Origin of the sequence: Lacibacter sp. MH-610 (assembly GCF_045780045.1) — a bacterium.
GTDB lineage: Bacteria > Bacteroidota > Bacteroidia > Chitinophagales > Chitinophagaceae > Lacibacter.
Window position 1 is genome coordinate 1,396,293 of record NZ_CP116002.1, and the last position, 21,871, is coordinate 1,418,163.

Consider the following 21,871-nt stretch of genomic DNA (forward strand, 5'->3'; position numbering starts at 1 on the left):
GAACAGAACGGGTAACGCAAGGAGAAAAAGAAAAACAAACTTTTGCATTGTACTTTTGTTAGTGTTAAACATTAAACGAATCAAGGTGCAGAAAATTGTTGTAGCTATGACGGGGGCCAGCGGCTCTGTGTATGCCAAAGTTTTGTTAGAAAAACTGGCCGCTGCCAAAAATCAATACGAAGAAGTAGCATTGGTGATGACGGAAAATGCCAAAGATGTATGGCGCACAGAGCTGGGCAATGAAAGCTATAAGGAACTTCCTTTCAAAACCTATTCCACCATGGATTTTCATGCACCGTTTGCATCCGGTTCTGCCCGTTTTACAACCATGATTATTGTGCCCTGCAGTATGGGTACCCTGGGCCGCATTGCAGCCGGTATTTCCAATGATTTGATAACCCGTGCTGCTGATGTTGTTTTAAAAGAACGCAGAAAACTGATTTGTGTGGTTAGAGACACGCCTTACAGTTTAATCCATATCCGCAACATGGAAACGGTAACACTGGCCGGTGGCATCATAGCACCTGCCACGCCTTCTTTTTATTCCGTTCCAAAAACGATTGAGGAAGTTGCGGCAACCGTTGTAGACCGGGTGTTGGATTTAGCAGGGATTGATGTGAAGACGTTCCGTTGGGGAACTTGAGTAATCAATGATGACAATGAGTTATCTGTTTTTATTAAGTTGTTAACTCTTCATAAGCTGCGGTAAGAGGTCTTTGCAATCCATCTCCTTTCCATTGTGTTTCAAACGGCAATTGCGTTGTTTTAATAAATTCTTCTTTTGTTTTGCCGGCGTTGATTTCTTTTTGTGTGAAATCTAATACTGCACCGAGGTAACCACGAAATGCAGCAAGGTCAGCAATAGTTCCTGTTATATCAAATCCCTCGGCAGAGTGACCAAAAACAAACTTTGTTTTTTTATCAAACTTCTTTTCGGCTTTTTCCAGAACGCTTATCCAGCTTTTCATATTGGCACCGCTGCTTCTGTCAACAAATGGATGGCGGCGGTTAAACAGTAAATCACCCATGTGTACAATATTGGCTCTTTCAAAATGTATGAGTGCATCTCCGTTTGTATGTGCAGCGCCGAAATAATGAAGTGTAATTTTTTCTTTGCCGATCTTTTGACTCCATACGGTACCAAATGTTTGGTCAGGGTATAATTGCTTGTCTTCTGTTTTATTGGCTTTAGCTACACGTTCCTGGTTAGTTTTTGAGTTTTCATGTGCCAGCACATGTTTTGTTAATCCTTTGAAAGAAATGTTGCCGCCACTATGATCGCCGTGGTGGTGGGTGTTGATGAGTAATTCAAAAGGTTTATCAGATCGCTTCTTCAATTCTTCAATGAGGTGATTGCTTTGTTCAGGAAACTGGGAGTCAACAACTACATAACCTTCTTTGCCTGCATAGAACAGGATGGTGCCGCCACGTTCTGTAAATATTCCGATATCATCAGTAAGCATAGTAATCTTCCAGGCCGGTTGCTGTAAGATCAATGCCAATAAATCTTTTGCAGGTAAACTTAATGCAGCGGTTGTAAACGCAGTGTTACGAAGAAAATGACGACGGTTCATAGTTAATAATTAAGGCGTGAATATGAATGCAGTAAATTAATACTCCAATTTACGTAATCCCGGCGCTTTTAACCATGTAATGATGGTTACCAGCAAGGTCATACATCCGCCAAAGACCACACTTGGTACCGTGCCCATTAAAGAAGCGGCTACGCCGCTTTCAAATTGCCCCAGTTCATTACTGCTGTTGATAAAGATAGAGCTTACACTGCTTACTCTTCCCCGCATTTCATTGGGTACAAATAATTGCAGTACCGTACCACGGATAATCACACTCACTCCATCAAACAAACCACTTACAAACAATGCTGCAAAACTCAACACGAAACTTTTTGACAGAGCAAATATGATAATGCAAATACCAAAGCCTGCTACTACGTAAAACAGTTTCTTGCCCTGGTTGTTGCGAAGTGGTTTCCAGGTGAGCAAAGCAATGGCCACAAAATTGCCGAGATAGGTAGCGGCCATTAACCAACCTAATCCCTGCGGACCTACATGCAGAATATCCTTTGCAAACACCGGCAGTAATGCTACTGCTCCTCCAAACAAAACGGCAAACATATCCAGCGTCATGGAGCCGAGTAATGCTTTTTGATGCAATACAAACTGCAAACCTTCTTTTACACTATCCCATGTTTTTGTTTTGCCCGGATCATAGGTGATGGGTTTCTGTGCTACCTTCTGCATCAGCAACAGCGAAAGAAAAACCATACTGCTTACAATGATAAATGCAAGGGTAATGTTTGTATAGCCTAATAGTAAACCGCCCAATGCAGGCCCTGTAACTGCTGCCATCAACCAGGCCATGCTGTTAATGGAAGTAGCACGTACCAGTTCTTCCTGTTTTACTAATTGTGCAAGAAATGCATTAAAAGCCGGACTGCTGTAAGCTCTGACTGCACCCGTTGCAAATACCAGTAAATAAATACTCCATTCTATGGCAGGTGTGGGCACACGTAACAGGAAGTAATTGGAAGTAACCAATAGCATGAGTAACATAATGAGCAGGTAGCAAAAAATGCAAATAGAGATCAATCGTTGTTTATTGCTTTGATCCACTTTTACTCCGGCGGGCAATGCCAGCAGAATAGCCGGAATTACTTCACTCAATCCTAAAATGCCTAATGATAATTTACTGCCGGTTATTTCATAGAGCTTCCAGCCCAGCAGTACCGGTGTCATTCGTATGCCGGCGATAAAGATGATGCGGGCCCATACATACCAAGCAAATTCCTTGTTAATGAAAAATTGTTTGATGCTGTTTGGTTGTGTGCTCATGGTAATGCAAGGTAATGTTGTCCTTCATCATAATCTTTTTCCAAAGCTTCAATGATGGTTTGCAGGTGAACAGGATTGCCCAGCAAATCAGCATTGCTCATATCAATGAACAAGGTTTTAATGTTGTGCTGTTTGATGTAATGCGTATAAGTTTCCTGCAGGTTGAACAGGTAATCATCGGGGATATTCTGTTCGTAGCTCCGGTTACGCTTTTTAATATTTTCCTGTAATTTCTGCACAGGGCTGTGCAGGTAAATCAACAGATCCGGTTGAATGAGTTGCTGATGAATGATATCAAACAAACGCTGGTACAAACGGAATTCATCTACCGGTAATGTAACTTTTGCAAACAGCAAACACTTGGTAAAAAGATAATCTGAAATGGTAACACTGTTAAACAGGTCCTGCGTGTGCAGTAATTCTTTCAACTGTTTATAACGTTCTGCCATAAAAAACAGCTCTACGGGGAAAGCAAACTGTTGCGGGTTTTCGTAGAACTTGGCAAGAAAGGGATTGTCAGCAAATTCTTCCAAAATCAAACGGGCATTGTAGTGCTTGCTCAGCAAGTGGGCCAGGGTGGTTTTACCGGCGCCGATATTTCCTTCTATGGTAATAAAGTGATAGTTCATTGAAACATCCAAAATTCAAATATCCAATTCCCGACAATAAAAAGTAAAAGCCCAAAAACAGAAAGTCGGCAAATTAATGGAAGCAGTAAAAGCAAAAAAATGAATTGCTATGTTGTGGAAAAGTTACGGTTCAATTGGTATAACAGCCAATGTGTCGGTACATTTTTTCAACAATGCAGTAACGGTTTGTTTGTATACCGGATGAATTTTTCGTGGTGAAAGCTCTGTCAACGGCACCAGTACAAAGCGTCGATCCTGAATGGCAGGGTGGGGTAGTGTAACCAGTTTGCTTTTCATCACCAACTCATCAAAAAATAAAATATCAAGATCAATGGTACGTGGGCCGAACTTTTCGGTTCTTATCCGGCCAAGCTGTTGTTCGATATCCAGCAGACTTTGCATGAGTTTTTCAGCCGCTAAATCTGTTGTAATTACAATCACCTGGTTGAGAAATGCTTTTTGATCCGTTTTGCCCCAGGCAGCCGTTTCATAAATGGATGATTCTTTTAAAATGGTTCCCGCATACGTTTGAACGAGGCGTTTGGCTTTTTTGAGATAATCTTTTCTTCTGCCCCTGTTACTCCCCAGCAAAATGTACGCTTTGTGCATGCTGTAAAAATAGGAGTAAAAGTTTTTTTAGAGCAGATGTTAAACCAATAGCTTTGCGTTATGCAGTCAAACTACAGCCAGCTTCGTGCTATGCTGGCCATTACCAAAGGAAGTTTAACCGGAATACTGAGAAGCCCTTCGGCGGTTGTATTCAGTTTTGTATTCCCTTTTATTTTTATTCTTGTTTTCGGATTCATCGGTAACAGCGGCGGTGTGCCGGTTTATAAAGTTGCCCTGGGTGAAAAATGTGATACTTTGAATGCCTTATATGATTCTATCAAAGCAAGCAACCGTATCAGGATTGTAAGGTATGAAACGAATGAAGCGCTGGATAAAGACCTTGCCAAAGGAAGACTGGCGGGCGTACTTACAATTCAAAAAACCGGTGACTCCATTCCAACTGTTACCTATCAGCTAAGCAGCACCAATGCCAGCAGTGATCAATGGCCTCAGTTGTTGAGCCTTCTTTCATCTATTTCATCTCAAGTAAGTGATGCCGCTTTTACTAACAGACCGGCTTATGCGGTGCCTGATTTTAATTATGAAAGAGATATACAGGAGATCCGTCCGTACCGCACTATTGATTTTATATTGCCCGGTCAGCTTGGATTTTCGTTGCTCAGTACCGGTGTGTTTGGTGTTGCCTTTGTGTTTTTCGGGTTAAGAAATACGCTGGTGTTGAAACGATACTTTGCAACACCCATTAAGCGTACTTATATTTTATTAGGCGAAGCATTGGCCCGTGTTATTTTTCAAATGGTAGCTGCTGTAGTGATTATACTGGCAGGTTATTTTGCTTTTGATTTTACATTGATACATGGTGTGCAAACACTTTTTGAAATGTTGTTGCTGAGTTTTCTTGGTTTGCTGGTGTTCATGGGTTTTGGATTTATCATCAGTGGTCTTGCAAAAAATGAAAGCACGATACCGCCCTTTGCTAACCTCATTACCATGCCGCAGTTTTTATTAGGCGGAACTTTTTTTGCAGTAGAAGTATTTCCCAAATGGTTGCAGCCGATTTCAAAAGCACTGCCGCTTACGCATTTGAATACGGCAATGCGTGCTGTAGCTTTTGAAGGTCAGAGTTTGTGGGCTGTAAAAACAGAAATAGGTATTCTGTTGCTTTGGGGGATTTTAGTTTATGTGATTGCTATCAAAGTGTTTAAGTGGGAGTGAGGCACGAGATAAGAAGTAAGAAGTGCAAGGGTTCAATTTTCAATTTTCAAATTTTCAAATTTCTTTCATGCGTTTAATAAAGATGTTTTTATTTGTGATAACTGGATTGGCCATCATGCTTACGATGATTGGTCTTGTTATTCCTTCTTCTGTAAAAATTTCAAGAGGTATTATTGTAGATGCTGATAGTGTTAAAGTATACCAACAACTGAGTGATGTTAAAGAGTGGGGTCAATGGATGCCCTGGGTTACAGCAGATGAAGGAGCATTGGTACAAACCTCACCGGTTACCAATGCGCCCGGTGCTTTTTTTAAGTGGAAGGGGTTGAATAAAAACAACAGCGGTACCATTACCTTGCTCTCCCTTTCACCCAACATGGTTACTACCAAATATGAATTGAAAGAGATGAATGACAGTGAGGGAGGATTTCGTATACGCACATTGCCCAACAATTTATCACAATGCGAAGTGCAATGGTTTATGGAATACAAACTCAAATGGTATCCATGGGAGCGGTTTTACGGCATCTTCCTCGATCATATCATCGGCTCATCTTTTGATAAAGGGCTGCTGGAACTGAAAAACTATCTGGAAAAAAATCAAAATACAAATTCATAAAATATTGATTAGTGAGATACGCTAAAGCTTTACCAAGGAAAACTAATCTTTCCCATGGTTACACTAGGTATCCCTTTCAATTCTTTTCCAAACTGCACATCGCCGCCTGCCACACATTCATTAGCCAGTACTGCAAATAACACGGCTTCTTTTGCATCAGGGTGAATACCTAATTCGCTGGTATGCTTGATTACTATAGTGGGCAGTAAGTTTTGAATATGCTCCATCAGCAATGGGTTATGCATGCCTCCTCCACTTGCATACAAAACAAATGAATTTTTTTGCTGCATTGTTTTTTGTACGGCCTCTGCAATGGTAGTGGCTGAAAATAAATTGAGTGTCGCCATGGTATCATATACATTCAATTCTGCAACACCTGCTTTTTGTTTGGCCTGTTCGAGATAAGAAAGATTGAACAGTTCCGGTCCGGTAGTTTTAGGAAAGGATTGCTCAAAGAACGGATGATCTTTTAATGCTTTCAGCAAAGAATCATTGACGGTCCCCTGTCGGGCCACCGCCGCATCTTCATCAAAATACTTTCCGGGAAACTGTTGCTGCATCAATGCATCCATCATTGTATTGCCGGGTCCGGTATCTGTGCTGAAAATTTTGTTGGCATCCATGCTGCCCGGCAAAAATGTAAAGTTGGCAATGCCGCCCATGTTGAGCATAATGCGGTCTTCGCCTTTTTTTGAAAAAATAAAATAATCACCATAAACGGCCAGCGGAGCCCCTTCGCCTCCAGCTGCAATATGTTTCTGCCGAAAATCGCTGATGGTGATAATTCCGGTTGCTACTGCCATATGATCACCATCGCCTATCTGTAAAGTGGCGTTACCAAATTGTTGTTGCTGATGCAGTGCCTTGGGTGCATGATAAACCGTTTGCCCGTGACTGGCAATGATATCTACTTCCTCTTTCCCGATGTTGTGCTTCTTCAAAAAAGAAAGAATGATATCAGCCTGCTGCAAGGCAACCCATGGATGCAGTAATGTGAGCTTTTCAAAATCCACCAGCTTCTTTGAAAAAACAGTTTTGATCTCATCTTTAAAATGAGGTGGGTAGGCTGTTGTTTCAAATGCTGCCAATTGAATGCGGGTGTCACGCCCACTGCCTGTTATATGGCACAAAGCCATATCCAGTCCATCTACAGAAGTACCGCTCATTAAGCCAAGGATGGTTCGCCTGTCTTTTTGGGCAATAGCTGCTAAAGCCCTTATGTTTTTATTCATGGCAAGTGCTTGGTTTTGCATTTAGCTGCCTGAAAATAAGAACGATTTTGCAGGTTTGTGCCGAAAGTTGAAATATTTTTTGCAGGTTTCTGCAAAGTTTTTCTAAATTCGGATATCATTTGATCATCTGCCAAAACTGATTGCATGCTCAAACACGAACGTCAGGCCTTTATTGTTCACCAGGTAAACCTGCACAACAAAGTGCTCAGCAGTGATTTGAGTGAACAGATCAATGTTTCGGAAGATACCATCCGGAGGGATTTGCAGGAACTTGCTGAAAAAGGAAAAGTGATTAAAGTGCATGGCGGGGCATTGTCCAAATCATTTCACAGTTCCTTTAATAATTCCCAGGTTTACAGCATTGATCAGAAAAAGGTAATTGCACAAAAGGCAGCTACATTGATTAAAGACGGCATGTTCGTTCTTACCAGCGGCGGTACCACTATAATTGAACTGGCCCGGGCCCTTCCTGAAAGTTTGCATGCTACATTTATTACCGGCAGTTTGCCAGCTGCATTAGAGTATGTGCATCACCCGCATCTTGAAATTATTTTCATTGGCGATAAATTATTGAAAAGCTCACAGATAACCGTAGGTGCAGAAGCCATTTTAAAAATAAAACAGATAAAAGCTGATCTGTGCCTGCTGGGTATTAACGCTATTGACAGTGAAAACGGACTAACCGATAATGACTGGGATGTGGTGCAGGTAAAAAAAGCCATGATCGAATCTTCAGCTAAAGTAGCAGCGCTCACCATCTCTGAAAAAATCAACACCACCCAACGTATCCAGATTTGTAAAACAGAAGAACTGGATGTTTTGATTTCCGAACTGTCCCCTGATGATAAACTGTTTACTCCGTATAAAAAAGCCGGGGTAACTATTATGTAGTGTTTACTATTTATCACCAATAAAAACTGCACAATGAAACATGTTGAACTATTGATCCGCAGCACAACCCGTTTTGCATTGTTGCTGTTATCGTTTCTGTTATCCGTAGCTTTTGTACAGGCACAGGTAACCATCAGCGGTAAAGTAACAGGTAAGGGAAATGCTGCACTGTCAAACGCATCAGTAATTATAAGGGGCACTACGTTCGGGGCTTCTACTGATGCTGATGGAAATTACTCTATTAATGCCGCCTTAAAGCCCGGTAAATACACACTGGAGTTTTCGGGAATTGGTTTTAAAACAAAGACTGTAAATGTTGATGTAGGATCGGGGGTGAGTTATGCAGCAAACGCAACACTTGAGGAAGATGTATTGGGTATGGATGAAGTTGTTGTTATCGGTTCATCACTTTCCCAATCAAGGAAGCAGTTAGGAAATACCGTAAACTCTGTTAGTTCCAAGCAATTAGTAAATGCAGGAACGGGTAATCTTACCGGGGCATTGCAAGGAAAAGTAGCAGGCGCTCAAATAACACAAACTTCCGGTGATCCTGCCGGTTCTATTTCTGTTCGTATGCGTGGTACCAGTACCATCAGCGGTTCATCAGAACCATTATATGTAATTGATGGTGTAATTGTGAGCAACGCCACTAATAATGTTACCAACTTAAATGTGCCTGCCGGTGCAAGAGCAGAAATAGGTACCAACCGATTAGTAGATATTAACCCGAATGATATTGAAAAGATTGATATCATTCCAGGTGCATCCGCTTCAGCCATTTATGGTTCAAGAGCCAGTAATGGACTAGTATTGATTACAACCAAGAAAGGTAAGGCCGGGCAGATGCGTATTGATTTCAGCACCAGTGTAAATGTGAATGAATTACGCAAACGTGTTTATATATCTACTTACGGGAAACAGTTTGGATATGCAGCATTGCGTTTGGGTAATATCAGCAATGCAGGAGGGCCTCCCACTTATACAGGCGCAACAATTACTTATACAAGACCTGATGGGCAGGTTCGTACACTGGCTACAGATTTAGTAGATGTTACAAGGTATGATTACCAGGATCAGATATTTCAAAAAGGTGTTGGAACGGATAATTATATTTCTATGAGCGGTGGCTCGGAAAAATCAAAATATTTTTTCAGTGCAGGGTATCTTAAAAATGAAGGAATTATCCGTAATACAGATTTCAGAAGGGTAAATTTCAAGACCCGTTTTGAGCATGTTCTTAACAGGTATGTTACGGTTTTAGGTGGTATTGCTTACACTAATAGTTTGGCGAATGAAAAACCAAACGGTAATGTTTTCTGGAGTCCCATCAATTCTGTAAATATCACAAACAATATCTGGAATATTGAAGAACGTGATGCGGCGGGTAACTTAAAAGGGGTTGAACCCACCCGTGTAAATCCGTTGAGTGTTATAGAAGATATGCAATTAACACAAACGGTTAACAGAACCATCAGCGATGTACAATTGAAAATAAAACCATTCAAAGGGTTTAATATTGATTACATATTAGGTATTGACAACTTCAGCCAGGAAGGCCGAAATTTGATTGAGCGGTATCCCTATATAGCTGCCCAGGAAGGGTTAGGATATGTTGCCAGTGCTTTAGTTAACACCTTCCTCATCAATAATGATGTTAACATGTCTTACTCTACAAAGTTTAAGAAGTTTTCATCGTTAACAACTGCCGGATTTAATCATCAGTTTCAAAAAATTACAGGTTTATTTAATGAAGGCAGGGACTTGCTCAATGGTATAACAACTGTTAATGGTGCTTCTGTACAATTGCCACAACGTTATTCTCTTGACCAAAGGCAGGTGTTTGGTGGTTTTGTTCAACAAACATTTGGATATAATAACTTCCTGTTTTTAACTGCTGCCGGCCGTATTGACGGAAGTACCTCTTTCCCAAAAGATACAAGAACTTATTTCTATCCTAAGTTGAGTGCCTCATGGTCCATCAGCGATATGGATTTCTGGATCAATACGCCGGTAAGTAAATGGATGAACTCAGCCCGTTTGCGTGCATCATGGGGCATAGCCGGTAACTTAACGGGTATTGGCACCTATGATCGCTTCACAACCTATTCATCCAATTTTATCAATGGGGTTGCAACGTATAATATCAATACGGCATTAGGTAATGCTATTATTGAGCCGGAAAGAGCCAGTGAGTTAGAGTTTGGTGTTGATCTTTCATTTTTCAACAATCGGTTAGGCATTACGTTTACAAAGTATGATAAAAAAATAGTTGAGAATTCATTACTGGTTGAAAGGGTTCTTGCCCCATCTTCAGGTGGAAGCAGCCGTTTTGAAAATGTGGGTAATTTGACCAATAAAGGTTGGGAATTGGGAATCAATATCATTCCTGTTTCTTCTAAGAATTTTTCGTGGAATGTATATTCATCCATCAACCGTAATAAAAACTTAGTAACTGCATCCAGCCAGGTTTCACCTATTACACTCAGCAATAACGGAGGATCTCCATCTGTAATACTTGCAGGAGCTCCTTTAGGTGCGTTCTTTGGAAACTATTTTGAACGGGATGCTAATGGTAATTTACGTTTAGATGCCGGGGGAAGACCTATTGCAGCAGTAAATAATCCCACACAAAAAACCTTATTGCGTAAAGTTTTAGGCGACCCTAACCCGGATTGGATTATCAGCATCAACAACAGTTTTCAATACAAGAAACTAAGCTTCGGCTTTTTATTTGATGGGGCGCTTGGACAGGAAGTGTTTAATGCTGACAGAAGGACCAGGCAAGGTGTAGGTATTGGTGATTATGCTGAAAAAGAAGCAAAAGGATTATTACCACGTGGTTATATTTTCTCAATCTATGCCACTGAGGAGTGGAGAGTTGAAAGCGGTTCTTATGTAAAGCTTCGTGAACTGTCATTGTCTTACCAACTCCCCGGTTTTGCAAAATTTGTGAAATCATCATCTATTTCACTCATTGGTCGTAACCTCTTGAGTTTTGATAACTATGATGGATACGACCCTGAAACAAACGCTGGTGGTAACAGTGCTGTATTAAGAGGCATTGATTTTGGTAACGTACCTATTCCAAGATCTTACCAGTTAATTTTCAGAGCCAGTTTCTAAAACCAAAAAATGAAAAGACAATGAAAAAGAACATAATCAATAAAATTGCATTCTTGCTCAGCATAACCTGCATTATTACGGCAAGCTCGTGCAATAAAGAATATATAAATCCCAGTGCGGCATCAACCCCCAGTGTAACCAGCAGTGCTGATGCATTGATGAACCTGGCGGCCGGTTTGCAACGCCGCTTCACCATTGGTAGACAAAGCCCTTTATACAATGCTCCTGTTGGCGGTATGTATGCTGTTTATGGCTTGCGCACTTTAAACGTGGGTAATACTGCAGAAGCTGAGCTGGAAGCCGGTAAAGGAGCTGTTACACAGGCTAATTCTATCGTTACGCAGCTATGGTCGCAATGCCTTTTTACCAAAACAGAAGCTGAAACAATACTTAACAACCTCGGTGTGGCAGCAGATCCCGGTGATAGGGTAGGTTTAAAAGCTTACGCAAGTATTTTTTATGCATTGAGTATGGGCACACTCTGTCAGTTCTTTGAAAAAATTCCGCTCAATAGTGAGAACAATGCAGCCTTTAGCAATAGAATTGATGTGATGCAAAAAGTAATATCTGTTCTGGAGAGTGCTGATGCTGATCTTACTGCTACTTCACCCAGTACAAAATTCATCAACCGGATTCCGCCGGGTATTAATATCCCAAATACGATCAAGGCATTGCTGGCCCGCTATTATAATATTCACAGTATGATGACGGGTACTTATAATACTGCTTCCGGTAACAAAGCCATTACGTTTGCTACCGCAGCCAGTCAAAGTATTAAATCAGAATTCAGATTCACTACTACAACTACCAACCCCCTTGGTGAATGGAACGCAACGGTAAATGTTTTTGGAGCAATCGATTCTACGTTGGGATTACGTAATGGTTTAGCGCCCGTTCCTGCAGCTTCTGATCCACGGATTGGATTTTACATCAGTCGTACAGGGCCTACTACTTTTCCATTAAAGGCATTTGCGTTAAATGTAACGGCTGTTTATCCTGTGTACCTTCCGGGTGAAATGAGTTTGATTATTGCCGAAAATCAGGCTCGTCAAAATTCATTTGCTGCTTCTAAAACAGCTTTGGATGCAGTGCTCACCAAAACCACAGATATTTTTGGAGTGAATGCCAATCAGCCTGCTTACGGCGGTCCATTAACTCAGGCAGATCTCCTGCGTGAAATATACAGGCAACGTCGTCTTGAAATGTTTCTGAGCGGACAAGAATTAGAAGATAGCCGTCGTTTCGGTCGCCCGGCTCCAAACACACCTGGTGAAGAGCGTAACCGTAATTTTTATCCTTATCCTCAAATTGAAAGGGATAATAATGTAAATACACCTGCAGATCCTGCTATATAACTTTTTTTATCAGTAGTTAGTTTTATCCTTCGGCCCCCGATTCTTCGGGGGCCTTTTTTCTTTAACGCTTACGCAACGGTTTTTCTTCTTCAATTGTCACAACTTTGAAACCAGGCATGCAGCACCGGCAACTCATAAAAGATTGTGTAAAGGGAAAAGCAACAGCTCAGAAAGAGCTGTATGATTTGTTTGCTGAATCTATGCTGGCTGTTTGCTACCGGTACACCAAATCGCTGGCTGATGCAGAAGATGTACTGCAGGATGGTTTTATTAAAGTGTTCCGCAATCTTGCCAATTACAGGGAAGAAGGAGAACTGGGTGCATGGATCCGGCGCATTATGGTGAATACTGCCATTAATTTTCTGAAGAAGAAAAGAGAGTACCAGTACGATATGTCTTTTCTGCATGAACCGCTGCACCCGGTAAGTGAGGATAACCCGGAAATAAAAGTGCGTACCAAAGAACTGGCTGATCTCATTCGCCAGTTGCCCAGCGGTTATCAAACTATTTTTAACCTGCACGCCGTGGAAGGGTTTACACATGTAGAAATAGGGCAGATGCTGGGCATTAGTGAAGGTACCAGCCGCAGCCAATATATGCGGGCCAGGAATTTATTGATTACCTGGATTGAAAAATTTAATTCCGAACCTAAACTCAGTTCTTATGGACAATAGAAGTTTTGAAGAGGAAGTACAGCAAAGGATGAATGAGTTAAAACTCACTCCATCAGCACCTGTTTGGGCAGGTGTGGATGCTGCTTTGCATAAAGACAAACGCAGACGCTGGTTCTTCTATCTTCTTTTTGCCGGTGTTTTATTGGGTACAGGAACCTGGGTTTTTTATACAACAGGCACCCGGCAAAGCAAACAACAAGAGCTGGCAGTTAATGATCCATCACAAACAACAAATAAACAGAATACAACCATTGCTGAAAAAAATAAAATTGACATCAACAACAGTACAGAGTCAAAGTCATCCGTTAACCATCCAAAACCTTTATCATCACAAAACCGGGTAGAAAACAACATCGCTTCAAACGAAAAAAGTCCGTTGCAGTTAAGTAAAAAATCAATACCGGTTAAAAAGACGGTTCAGCAGCAGTCTTCTCATCATCAGGAAATCGCAGCAAAACCAAAAACAGAATCAACCGTAATGGAAGATGCAGAGGTAAAAACGGCTGTTGCGCCTGTACAACAAGGAAAAACACCGGTGGTTGAGAAGAAAGAACCAGATACCCTGCAAAACAATGTTGATCAAAAATCTGAACCGCAGATTGTTGTTGCTGATACAGTAAGCAACAAAGATTCCATTGTGAGTGCTCCTGTTTCAATACCTGCTGCAAAGCCGGTTGTGAAAAAACCAAATTGGCAATCCGGTTTTCAATTGAACGGAGGTGTTGCTGATATCAGTCAGTCGCTGGTTCCCCGTGCTAATTTTTTCAGCAGCGATTTGAGCGGTACTAACTATGTAGGACCAACCGGGGTTAATTATCCGGGTATAATTATTAAAGAGAATACAGTGAATCATAATATTCAGTTTGGTTTTGGTTATTTGCTGCGCAGGTCATTGAACAAACGTTTCAGTTTTGCTACAGGTATCCACTATCAGTACAGTAGTTTTAAGGTGAATCAGTTTCAACGGATTGATACATTTTCAACTTCACAAAACCGTTTGGTGAATGCTGTTGTGAATGAATCAACTACTAATTTCAGTTTGCATTATCTGCAGGTGCCCACAGAACTGCAGTGGAAGATTGCCGGGAATAAGAAAGGATATTTAATGTTGAACACCGGTTTGTTGCATCATATTCGCCTGGCAGGTACTTCTGCAAAGCCTCCCTTTGCTGATAGTTCTTCCCGTGCTTCTTTTTATCAACCCCTGTTGCAGGTAGCACCTTCCTATGAATGGAAAATGAAGGATGCACAACTGCAAATAGGCTGGTATCTCAATTATGGATTGTTGCCGGTATATAAAACGGCTGCAGAAAATCATTGGTGGCAAACAGGATTGCGTATCCAGTATTATCTTAAACCGAAAGGAAAATAATTATTGCTGAATAAACTTCAGGTTACGTTGGATGCCGGCAAACTTTGTACGCTTCAAAGGGGAGTGTTTAAAAATTTGCCGGAATGTTTCTTCACTTAACTCTTCCCATTGAGAGGTGGTGAGATTTAAAATTTCAGGAAGGGGAGTAAACTGTTGTTCAGTTGTTGCCTTGCTGAAACGATTCCACGGGCACACATCCTGGCACACATCACAACCAAACATCCAGTTGTTAAATTTACCTTTCATGCTTTCATCAATCAACGCATCCTTCAATTCAATGGTGAAATAAGAAATGCACTTGCTTCCATCTACAACTTTGTTGGGGAGAATCGCATCCGTAGGGCAAGCATCAATACATTTTATACAAGTGCCGCAATAATCTTTTGCAAAAGGCGCATCATATTCAAGCTCTAAATCACAGATGATAGTAGCAATAAAAAAGAAAGAACCGTTTTGTTTGTTGATGAGGTTGCCGTTTTTGCCAACCCAGCCCAATCCACTTTTTACTGCCCAGCTCCGTTCCAGTACGGGGGCGCTGTCCACAAATCCTCTTCCGTTGATGTCACCTATTTGTTCTTTTATCAACTGCATCAACGCTTTCAACTTTTCCCTGATCACTTCATGATAATCCTTACCATAAGCATATTTTGAAATTTTAGGGGCTTGTTCAATTTGTTTTGCAGAAGGATAATAATTCATCATGAATGTAATTATACTCTTCGCACCGGGAACAAGTTTTGTGGGGTCAACCCGCAATTCAAAATGATTGGCCATGTACTGCATGCTGCCATGCATGCCTTTATTAAGCCATTGTTCTAAACGCTTGGCATCATCATCCAGCCGTTCTGCTTTGGCAATGCCGCAATAATCAAAACCCAGTTGTTTTGAAAATTGTTTGATGAATTCTGTGTGTGCGGCAATGTTCATAAAGATGCAAGCTACAGAACATTACCGGCAATTGGCTTTCATCTGTTCATTCACAGCCGCCTGCAGTAGATTGTACAATTCACGCTTTTGAACATCCTGTTCCTTTTTAGGCAAAAGAATAGCTGCATATCCCCTGCAATAATCCACCCACACAAAAGGTGCATTTTGCGCATTGCAACTGATTGTGGTTCCTTCTTTATTTTCAACCCATGTACCCAAACTAAATGCATAGCTATTAAAGAAAGGTGGAGTGAATTTATTCACTGCAGCTCCTGTTTGTATTTTCAGCAATTCATTAACGGATGCTTCACTTAAAATCTGCTTGCCCATGAATTTTCCTTTGTTCAAAAGCATGGAAAGAAAGTTCATATAATCTGTTGCAGTAGATTTAGCACCATCAAACGGACTGATGGCTGCTGTGTAATTGCTGAACGTTGTAAACCGCATGTTGAGCGGTCGCAGTAATTTCTCCTGGATCAAGCGGTCAAACTTTTTCTTGGTGAGCACTTCCAGCACTCTGCCCGCAATATTACAGCCCATTTGATTGTATTGAAACCACGTGCCTGGATTTTGTGCAATACCTCTTTTCTCGGCATAATAGTTCACTTCTTCTTCCAGTGTGGCGAATTTGCTTTTCTGAAATAATTTGCCGGCGCCGCTTTTATCAGCTTCAATGCCGGTGGTATTGGCCAAACAATGGCGGAGTGTAATATATCCTTTCATCCATTTGGGAAAGATGGGGAGGTGTTTTCCGATATTATCATCTAAGGAAATCTTTCCTTCATCCACTAGCATCAATACCAATGCTGCCGTGAGCCACTGACTGCTTTCACCAATGGGTGCCTGTATATTGGGTTTAAAATCACCCAATGCTTTTTGATACAGAATCTTTCCGTCTTTATGAATCAGCAGCACCTGGTCATCGCCCAGCGACTTTTGATTGTTTAACATCACCTGCTCAACAGCTGAAAAATTCTGGGCCAATGTTGATCCTGACAGTGCCAGCAAAAAAAGAAGTGTATAAGCTTTCATGAATTGCGGTTAAGCCATAAAGATATTTGAAAAGAAGATGTGGCTTGTGTAATGGTTAAGTTTTAACCAAAAAGTTTTAGAGGGTTCAGTCAGAACACGAGGTCTTTCATCCGGCCTAATTTCATTATACTTGTATCATGAATTTGAAAAAAGTACTGCCCTGGGTATTGCTGGCTGTTTTATTGGTGACAGTGCTGGCAGTGCGTCGTTGCAATACAAAAGGCAACAGCGAACTTACAGATACTGAAAAGCAAAAGCGTATTGAACGCACCGATGAAAAAAGAGAGGAGGAGAAAACCGATAATGAAAAAAGCAGTCTCGATGTTTTCCGTGATCCTCATGCGAAATATTATTTTACCAAACATGCCCGTTGCCGGATGAAATGCCGTTATATTTCACAGGAAGAAGTAAAGGAAATTGTACAACGTGCTGATGTAAACTATCGTAAAAGCGATCTGGAGGCTGTAGAAGGACCAAAATATGCACTCGAGGGCATTACATCAAGAGATAAGCAGCATGTGCGCATTATCGTTGCTCCAAAGAAGCGGCATTTGACGATTGTTACTGTAATTGATTTGGAAAACGAATGGGAGTGCCCTTCCTGTAAATAACTCATAATGAAATTAGTTTTAAAACCATTTCAGCTCCTGTATGCTATTTATGCAATGCTTCTTTTTGTAATGATTTTATTGATTGTTACACCTTTTGTATTCATTGCATCTTTCTTTGGAAAAATCAATGGCGGTAATGCAGTCATGAAAATTGCACATGGCTGGGCTGATGTATGGTTGTTCCTGATCGGCATGTATCATGTTAGAATTATAGAGCAGGAACTTCGTAAAGACCAATCTTATGTGTTCGTAAGCAATCATAATTCGTACATGGATATTCCGCAGATGCTCAAAGCTATTCGTCAGCCATTACGCATTTTAGGAAAAGCAGAGATGGGTAAAGTACCCGTATTCGGCATTATTTACAATGCAGCAGTTGTGCCTGTATTGCGGGGAAGTGCTGAGGCAAGAGCCAAAAGTGTGATGATATTGAAATCAACACTCAATAAAAATATTTCCATTTACATAGCGCCCGAGGGCACATTTAATATGACCAATGAACCGCTCATTCAATTTTACGATGGGGCTTTTCGTTTGGCAATCGAAACACAAACCCCCATCAAGCCACTATTGTTTTTAGATGCGGTGGACCGTATGCACTGGAAAAGCATTTTTGCCATGACGCCGGGCAAACTCCGCACGGTTTATCTCGAAGAAATTTCTCCTGAAGGTTACACGCCATACGATGTAGACAAACTCAAACAAAGAGTGTATGAGTTGATGGAAAAGAAATTGGTGGAGTATAAGGCGAGCTGGGTAAACCCATCCAATGCCCCTATCCCCTAAAGGGGGATTATTATACCTCTTCACAATTGAAAGAGTTACCTAATTTTATCGGTTCATGGATTTGTTTAATGATGATATTAATGATGATGTACAATCATCGGAGGCGTACCCCCCTTCAGGGGATGGGGGCTTCGCTGATGTGATCATTCCTCTTGCCGTGCCACGTACGTATACTTGGAGTGTACCGGAGCGTTTGCAGGCGCAAGTGCAAGTGGGTGTGCGTGTGGAAGTGGAACTGCGTAAGAAACGTTATGCAGGCGTTGTGAAGAAAATTCACAATCAAAAACCCGATGCCTTTGAACCGAAAGGCATTTTAAATGTGCTGGATGCGACACCGATTATTCATGAACAGCAATTGCAGTTGTGGGAATGGATTGCCAATTATTATATGTGCAGCGAAGGGGAAGTGATGGCCGCTGCATTGCCCGCTCACTTTAAGCTCAGCAGTGAAACTATTTTATTGTTCAATGAAGAAATGGGTGAAGATTTCACCATGCTGGATCATGATGAATATTTAGTAGCCGAAGCATTGCTCATCCGCAAGGAATTAAAGTTGCCCGAAGTACAGCAGATACTTGATACATCACATGTATATCCTGTAGTAAAACGCCTGATTGAAAAACGTATTTGCTTTGTGTGGGAAGCGTTGAAAGAAACCTATACTGCCAAGAAAGAAAGCTTTGTACTGCTCAATCCTGTTTATGATAATGAAGAAAAGCTGAGTGAGTTGCTTAACAACTGGAGTCGGGCGCCCAAGCAAATGGAATTGCTCTTAAGTTATCTGCACTTCATGAAAACAGAAGGCGAAGTGAGCAAGACTGCATTGCTTAAAAAAAGCGGAGCAAGCGATGCACAGTTGAAAGGATTGATAGATAAAGAAATTCTTTTCATTGAAAAACGTGCAGTGGACAGATTGGTGAATCTTCCCAGAAATATTGAGATTGATTTTGAATTAACTCCGGCACAGCAAACGGCGTTTGATGAAATTAAAGCAGCCTTCACCCATAAACCTGTTTGTTTACTGCATGGCGTTACCGGCAGCGGTAAAACGCAACTCTATATTAAGCTCATTGAGGAAGCGATTAAAAAAGGGAAACAGGTGTTGTATTTGTTGCCGGAGATTGCATTAACGGCACAAATCATTCGCAGACTGCAAAAGCATTTTGGCGGCTATATCGGTATCTATCATTCTAAGTTCAACCAGAATGAACGTATTGAAATATGGAATAAAATCAAGAGTGGCGAAATGAAGATAGTGCTGGGTGCACGCAGTGCCTTGTTTCTTCCCTTTGTTAATTTGGGTTTGATTGTATGTGATGAAGAACACGATTCATCTTACAAGCAGCAACAACCTGCTCCACGTTACAATGCAAGAGATGCAGCCGTGTATTATGCGTCTGCATTTAAAGCGAATGTATTACTCGGCAGCGGTACGCCATCTGTTGAAACATACTACAACACACAAAGTGGTAAGTATAATTTGGTAGAGTTGAATGAACGTTATGGTGCAGGTGCATTGCCATCAATTGAAATAGTTGATACAAAGCCCATCTTCAAACAAACGAAAGAAAAAGTAATCATCGCTCCTGCATTGAACGAAGCGATTGAAAAATCCCTGGAACAAAACAAGCAAATCATATTGTTTCAAAACCGTCGGGGGCATACACCGCATCATGTATGTAAAGTATGCGGATGGATTCCACACTGCAGGTATTGTGATGTGAGTTTAACTTATCACAAATTCAAACACAAGTTGCAATGCCATTATTGCGGCACTGTTTATCCTGTTGTTACAACCTGTGAAGCCTGCGGCAGTCATGATTTCATGAAATTGAATTTTGGCACGGAGAAAGCAGAAGAATATTTGCAGGAACTTTTTCCCAAAGCTAAGATTGCACGAATGGATTATGATACGGTGAGCGGCAAAACAGCACACGACCAACTTATCCAGCAATTTGAACAGCAGCGTATTGATATTTTAGTGGGTACACAAATGGTGGTAAAGGGTTTGGATTTTGAACATGTGAACCTGGTTGGAATTTTAGATGCCGATAGTTTGTTAAGCTTTGCTGATTTCCGTGTGAATGAACGGGGTTTTCAACTGATGGAGCAGGTTAGCGGCCGTGCCGGCAGAAAAGATGCTGATGGTAAAGTGCTTATACAAGTTGCCAATACTCAGCATCCGGTTCTGCAATTTGTAAAAGCACATGATTACAAAAGTTTTTTTGCCTTTGAAATTGCAGGCAGAAAGCAATTTGCTTATCCGCCGTTTACAAGATTGATACAAATTACGTTCAAACATAAGCATCGGGAAATAGTAGAAGCTGCCGCACAATCATTTGCTGAAAGTTTGAAACCTGTGTTTGGCAATTACATCACAGGTCCTGCAGAGCCGGTCGTAAATCGTGTACGCAATCAATATTTGATGGAAATGATTTTAAAGTTGCCCAAAGATGCCAATCTGTTAACCCGTTGCAGAGAAATGATACATACACAGGAAGCAGCCATGCACCATCATCCTTCGTATAAAAGTGTATTTATGGTGGTAGATGTGGATGCGGTGTAAATTATCCTCCAAAAAACTCTCCATGAAAGCCATACACAACCGGCTCCGGCAATACGGCCCTGGCAATTTCCTGCATCGTTACCGCATCGAGGAATAACAAAAAAGAATTTTCATTTACAGCATCCAATACAATTGAAATCAAAATACCATCTTCATCATTTTTACTTTGCGGTGATGGTTGAAAAAATGGTTCGCCGGGGTAACAATCTTCTTGCTGCCAATAAAACGCATCACCTGTTTTACTGTTAATCTTCACAATGCTGTTATAAAATCCTTGGGGATTCAAGGGATGTACACTTACACCATAGGTGAAATTATATGCACCATCAGTATTATATCGATTGTAATCAATACGAGGTAATTCAATACAAGCAGTGCTTACAATTTCAGCCTGATGCTTTTTGGTGCGGAGATTAAAACGATAACGTCTTAAAGTGCCTGTGGGTAACAGCAAGTCTTCTTTCTCTAATTCTTTGAGATAGTATTTTTGAACGATGCCTGCATCATCATAGGCATTAATATCCATGATGAGTTCTTCGCCTTCTTCCCAAGCATTTACATGGTGAAAGCTGAAAAAAGCTTCTGTTATAAATTTCGCCTTGAGTTTACCGGTTGCTTTTTCAATGATGTAAACAGTGGCGCCGTCTTTAGCATTCCATGTATGATTTTCTATATAAGGTCGTTTCCAGAATAATAATTCAATCGGTACAACAGTTAATGGTCCGGCTGCAATGATGAAATAATTTTTACTCATACCAAAGCCATGCAGATACGCTGGCTTTTGTACCGGAATACTTGCTAATGGTTGATTGCCCGGTTTTGCTGTATCATAAATTTTGTAATGACTGAACATGCCAAACTTCACCACTACATTGTACGCATGCTCATCTTCCAGGTGCGGATGTGCAGTTGTTTTGTAAGCAAAGCCTCCGGGCACAGGTTCACTCACGCCGATTGTTTTCAACGTATGCGGATCAAACTCCACCTGCATCGGTGTTTCGCCCAGCGCCATCAGCTTGCCGGCAATCTTCGCCACATTCACTTTGGGATTATCCGTCATATTGGGCAAAGAAGGAAACACATACGACTGTACTTTTTTGAAAATGGATTTACAGGGATCACTCGCAAATTCTGAAAACTGAATATCTCCCGTCTCTGTTGTTTTTTTGTACGACTCACATTCAATCATCATATTTTGATACGATACTTTTCCGTTGGTAATATCAAACTTGTGCAAAGCACCCATCGCATCAAACCAGTGATTGAGCCGTTTGTTTTGCAGTTGAAACATACCCGGACCGTTACGTATGTAAGAGCCTTGTAGCCAATCAGGAATTTTTCCGGTTACAGGCACATCATCCAAACTGTAAATCTTTTGGTTTTGCTCAACACCATATTTGAAAAATGAAGCCATGTA

Annotated in this window: 19 protein-coding genes; 11 read left to right on the plus strand and 8 right to left on the minus strand. The window is 41.1% G+C overall.

What is annotated here, in order from left to right; translation table 11 throughout:
• Nucleotides 1-85 precede the first annotated feature (85 nt).
• Nucleotides 86-643: a UbiX family flavin prenyltransferase gene (locus PDL71_RS06365; protein WP_407528390.1), complete on the plus strand. Its 558-nt coding sequence runs from the start codon at nt 86-88 to the stop codon at nt 641-643.
• A 34-nt stretch (nt 644-677) separates the two neighbouring features.
• Here the strand turns inward: PDL71_RS06365 and PDL71_RS06370 are convergent, their stop codons facing one another.
• The 4 genes from PDL71_RS06370 to folK all read right to left on the minus strand — a co-directional run bounded on the left by PDL71_RS06370 (nt 678) and on the right by folK (nt 4,090).
• On the minus strand, nt 678-1,574 hold the full coding sequence (locus PDL71_RS06370; RefSeq protein WP_407526929.1) for an MBL fold metallo-hydrolase: 897 nt from the start codon (nt 1,572-1,574) through the stop codon (nt 678-680).
• Nucleotides 1,575-1,610: 36 nt separating this feature from the next.
• Nucleotides 1,611-2,852 carry an MFS transporter gene (locus PDL71_RS06375; protein ID WP_407526932.1) on the minus strand — a complete coding sequence of 414 codons (1,242 nt, stop codon included), beginning with the start codon at nt 2,850-2,852 and terminating at the stop codon, nt 1,611-1,613.
• Complete coding sequence (locus PDL71_RS06380; RefSeq protein WP_407526935.1) at nt 2,849-3,481, minus strand: deoxynucleoside kinase; 633 nt, start codon at nt 3,479-3,481, stop codon at nt 2,849-2,851. The genes PDL71_RS06375 and PDL71_RS06380 overlap by 4 nt, the downstream gene beginning before the upstream one ends.
• Before the next feature lie 123 nt (nt 3,482-3,604).
• Nucleotides 3,605-4,090 carry a 2-amino-4-hydroxy-6-hydroxymethyldihydropteridine diphosphokinase gene (gene folK, locus PDL71_RS06385; RefSeq protein WP_407526938.1) on the minus strand — a complete coding sequence of 162 codons (486 nt, stop codon included), beginning with the start codon at nt 4,088-4,090 and terminating at the stop codon, nt 3,605-3,607.
• A 60-nt stretch (nt 4,091-4,150) separates the two neighbouring features.
• Here folK and PDL71_RS06390 point away from each other — a divergent pair, with 60 nt between their 5' ends.
• Both PDL71_RS06390 and PDL71_RS06395 read left to right on the plus strand, forming a co-directional pair.
• Nucleotides 4,151-5,266, plus strand: coding sequence for an ABC transporter permease (locus PDL71_RS06390; RefSeq protein ID WP_407526941.1), 1,116 nt, complete (start codon nt 4,151-4,153; stop codon nt 5,264-5,266).
• A gap of 67 nt (nt 5,267-5,333) precedes the next feature.
• Nucleotides 5,334-5,885: an SRPBCC family protein gene (locus PDL71_RS06395; protein ID WP_407526944.1), complete on the plus strand. Its 552-nt coding sequence runs from the start codon at nt 5,334-5,336 to the stop codon at nt 5,883-5,885.
• A gap of 29 nt (nt 5,886-5,914) precedes the next feature.
• Here PDL71_RS06395 and PDL71_RS06400 read toward each other — a convergent pair whose 3' ends face one another.
• On the minus strand, nt 5,915-7,117 hold the full coding sequence (locus PDL71_RS06400; protein WP_407526946.1) for an anhydro-N-acetylmuramic acid kinase: 1,203 nt from the start codon (nt 7,115-7,117) through the stop codon (nt 5,915-5,917).
• 144 nt (nt 7,118-7,261) lie between these two features.
• On the opposite strand from PDL71_RS06400, the gene PDL71_RS06405 reads away from it, so the two are divergent.
• The 5 genes from PDL71_RS06405 to PDL71_RS06425 all read left to right on the plus strand — a co-directional run bounded on the left by PDL71_RS06405 (nt 7,262) and on the right by PDL71_RS06425 (nt 14,532).
• Entirely contained in the window at nt 7,262-8,008 is a 747-nt protein-coding gene (locus tag PDL71_RS06405) for a DeoR/GlpR family DNA-binding transcription regulator (protein ID WP_407526949.1), read from the plus strand.
• A gap of 33 nt (nt 8,009-8,041) precedes the next feature.
• Nucleotides 8,042-11,131, plus strand: a complete 3,090-nt coding sequence (locus tag PDL71_RS06410; RefSeq protein WP_407526952.1) for a SusC/RagA family TonB-linked outer membrane protein — start codon at nt 8,042-8,044, stop codon at nt 11,129-11,131.
• Between the two features lie 20 nt (nt 11,132-11,151).
• On the plus strand, nt 11,152-12,486 hold the full coding sequence (locus PDL71_RS06415) for a hypothetical protein (protein ID WP_407526954.1): 1,335 nt from the start codon (nt 11,152-11,154) through the stop codon (nt 12,484-12,486).
• 116 nt (nt 12,487-12,602) lie between these two features.
• Nucleotides 12,603-13,160, plus strand: a complete 558-nt coding sequence (locus tag PDL71_RS06420) for an RNA polymerase sigma factor (protein ID WP_407526956.1) — start codon at nt 12,603-12,605, stop codon at nt 13,158-13,160.
• A complete protein-coding gene (locus PDL71_RS06425; protein WP_407526959.1) occupies nt 13,150-14,532 on the plus strand; it encodes an outer membrane beta-barrel protein in 1,383 nt (460 codons plus the stop codon). The genes PDL71_RS06420 and PDL71_RS06425 overlap by 11 nt, the downstream gene beginning before the upstream one ends.
• Here the strand turns inward: PDL71_RS06425 and queG are convergent, their stop codons facing one another.
• The gene (gene queG / locus PDL71_RS06430) at nt 14,533-15,459 is read right to left on the minus strand and encodes a tRNA epoxyqueuosine(34) reductase QueG (RefSeq protein WP_407526962.1); all 927 of its coding nucleotides are present in this window, start codon (nt 15,457-15,459) and stop codon (nt 14,533-14,535) included.
• A 21-nt stretch (nt 15,460-15,480) separates the two neighbouring features.
• Nucleotides 15,481-16,491 carry a serine hydrolase domain-containing protein gene (locus PDL71_RS06435; RefSeq protein WP_407526964.1) on the minus strand — a complete coding sequence of 337 codons (1,011 nt, stop codon included), beginning with the start codon at nt 16,489-16,491 and terminating at the stop codon, nt 15,481-15,483.
• A gap of 137 nt (nt 16,492-16,628) precedes the next feature.
• Here PDL71_RS06435 and PDL71_RS06440 point away from each other — a divergent pair, with 137 nt between their 5' ends.
• The 3 genes from PDL71_RS06440 to priA are packed head-to-tail and all read left to right on the plus strand — an operon-like array spanning nt 16,629 to nt 20,454.
• Nucleotides 16,629-17,102, plus strand: coding sequence for a DUF4258 domain-containing protein (locus tag PDL71_RS06440; protein WP_407526967.1), 474 nt, complete (start codon nt 16,629-16,631; stop codon nt 17,100-17,102).
• A 6-nt stretch (nt 17,103-17,108) separates the two neighbouring features.
• Nucleotides 17,109-17,888 (plus strand): lysophospholipid acyltransferase family protein, encoded by a 780-nt coding sequence (locus PDL71_RS06445; RefSeq protein ID WP_407526970.1) that lies wholly within the window; start codon nt 17,109-17,111, stop codon nt 17,886-17,888.
• Nucleotides 17,889-17,943: 55 nt separating this feature from the next.
• Nucleotides 17,944-20,454 (plus strand): primosomal protein N', encoded by a 2,511-nt coding sequence (gene priA / locus PDL71_RS06450; RefSeq protein ID WP_407526972.1) that lies wholly within the window; start codon nt 17,944-17,946, stop codon nt 20,452-20,454.
• Nucleotide 20,455: 1 nt separating this feature from the next.
• Here priA and PDL71_RS06455 read toward each other — a convergent pair whose 3' ends face one another.
• The gene (locus PDL71_RS06455) at nt 20,456-21,868 is read right to left on the minus strand and encodes a carotenoid oxygenase family protein (RefSeq protein ID WP_407526974.1); all 1,413 of its coding nucleotides are present in this window, start codon (nt 21,866-21,868) and stop codon (nt 20,456-20,458) included.
• Nucleotides 21,869-21,871: the final 3 nt, after the last annotated feature.

What these genes read in the sequence shown, in the direction of transcription:
- PDL71_RS06370 (WP_407526929.1), bottom strand. Translation starts at nt 1,574, where the DNA reads ATGAACCGTCGTCATTTTCTTCGTAACACTGCGTTTACAACCGCTGCA.
- PDL71_RS06375 (WP_407526932.1), bottom strand. Translation starts at nt 2,852, where the DNA reads ATGAGCACACAACCAAACAGCATCAAACAATTTTTCATTAACAAGGAA.
- PDL71_RS06380 (WP_407526935.1), bottom strand. Translation starts at nt 3,481, where the DNA reads ATGAACTATCACTTTATTACCATAGAAGGAAATATCGGCGCCGGTAAA.
- folK (WP_407526938.1), bottom strand. Translation starts at nt 4,090, where the DNA reads ATGCACAAAGCGTACATTTTGCTGGGGAGTAACAGGGGCAGAAGAAAA.
- PDL71_RS06390 (WP_407526941.1), top strand. Translation starts at nt 4,151, where the DNA reads ATGCAGTCAAACTACAGCCAGCTTCGTGCTATGCTGGCCATTACCAAA.
- PDL71_RS06395 (WP_407526944.1), top strand. Translation starts at nt 5,334, where the DNA reads ATGCGTTTAATAAAGATGTTTTTATTTGTGATAACTGGATTGGCCATC.
- PDL71_RS06400 (WP_407526946.1), bottom strand. Translation starts at nt 7,117, where the DNA reads ATGAATAAAAACATAAGGGCTTTAGCAGCTATTGCCCAAAAAGACAGG.
- PDL71_RS06405 (WP_407526949.1), top strand. Translation starts at nt 7,262, where the DNA reads ATGCTCAAACACGAACGTCAGGCCTTTATTGTTCACCAGGTAAACCTG.
- PDL71_RS06410 (WP_407526952.1), top strand. Translation starts at nt 8,042, where the DNA reads ATGAAACATGTTGAACTATTGATCCGCAGCACAACCCGTTTTGCATTG.
- PDL71_RS06415 (WP_407526954.1), top strand. Translation starts at nt 11,152, where the DNA reads ATGAAAAAGAACATAATCAATAAAATTGCATTCTTGCTCAGCATAACC.
- PDL71_RS06420 (WP_407526956.1), top strand. Translation starts at nt 12,603, where the DNA reads ATGCAGCACCGGCAACTCATAAAAGATTGTGTAAAGGGAAAAGCAACA.
- PDL71_RS06425 (WP_407526959.1), top strand. Translation starts at nt 13,150, where the DNA reads ATGGACAATAGAAGTTTTGAAGAGGAAGTACAGCAAAGGATGAATGAG.
- queG (WP_407526962.1), bottom strand. Translation starts at nt 15,459, where the DNA reads ATGAACATTGCCGCACACACAGAATTCATCAAACAATTTTCAAAACAA.
- PDL71_RS06435 (WP_407526964.1), bottom strand. Translation starts at nt 16,491, where the DNA reads ATGAAAGCTTATACACTTCTTTTTTTGCTGGCACTGTCAGGATCAACA.
- PDL71_RS06440 (WP_407526967.1), top strand. Translation starts at nt 16,629, where the DNA reads ATGAATTTGAAAAAAGTACTGCCCTGGGTATTGCTGGCTGTTTTATTG.
- PDL71_RS06445 (WP_407526970.1), top strand. Translation starts at nt 17,109, where the DNA reads ATGAAATTAGTTTTAAAACCATTTCAGCTCCTGTATGCTATTTATGCA.
- priA (WP_407526972.1), top strand. Translation starts at nt 17,944, where the DNA reads ATGGATTTGTTTAATGATGATATTAATGATGATGTACAATCATCGGAG.
- PDL71_RS06455 (WP_407526974.1), bottom strand. Translation starts at nt 21,868, where the DNA reads ATGGCTTCATTTTTCAAATATGGTGTTGAGCAAAACCAAAAGATTTAC.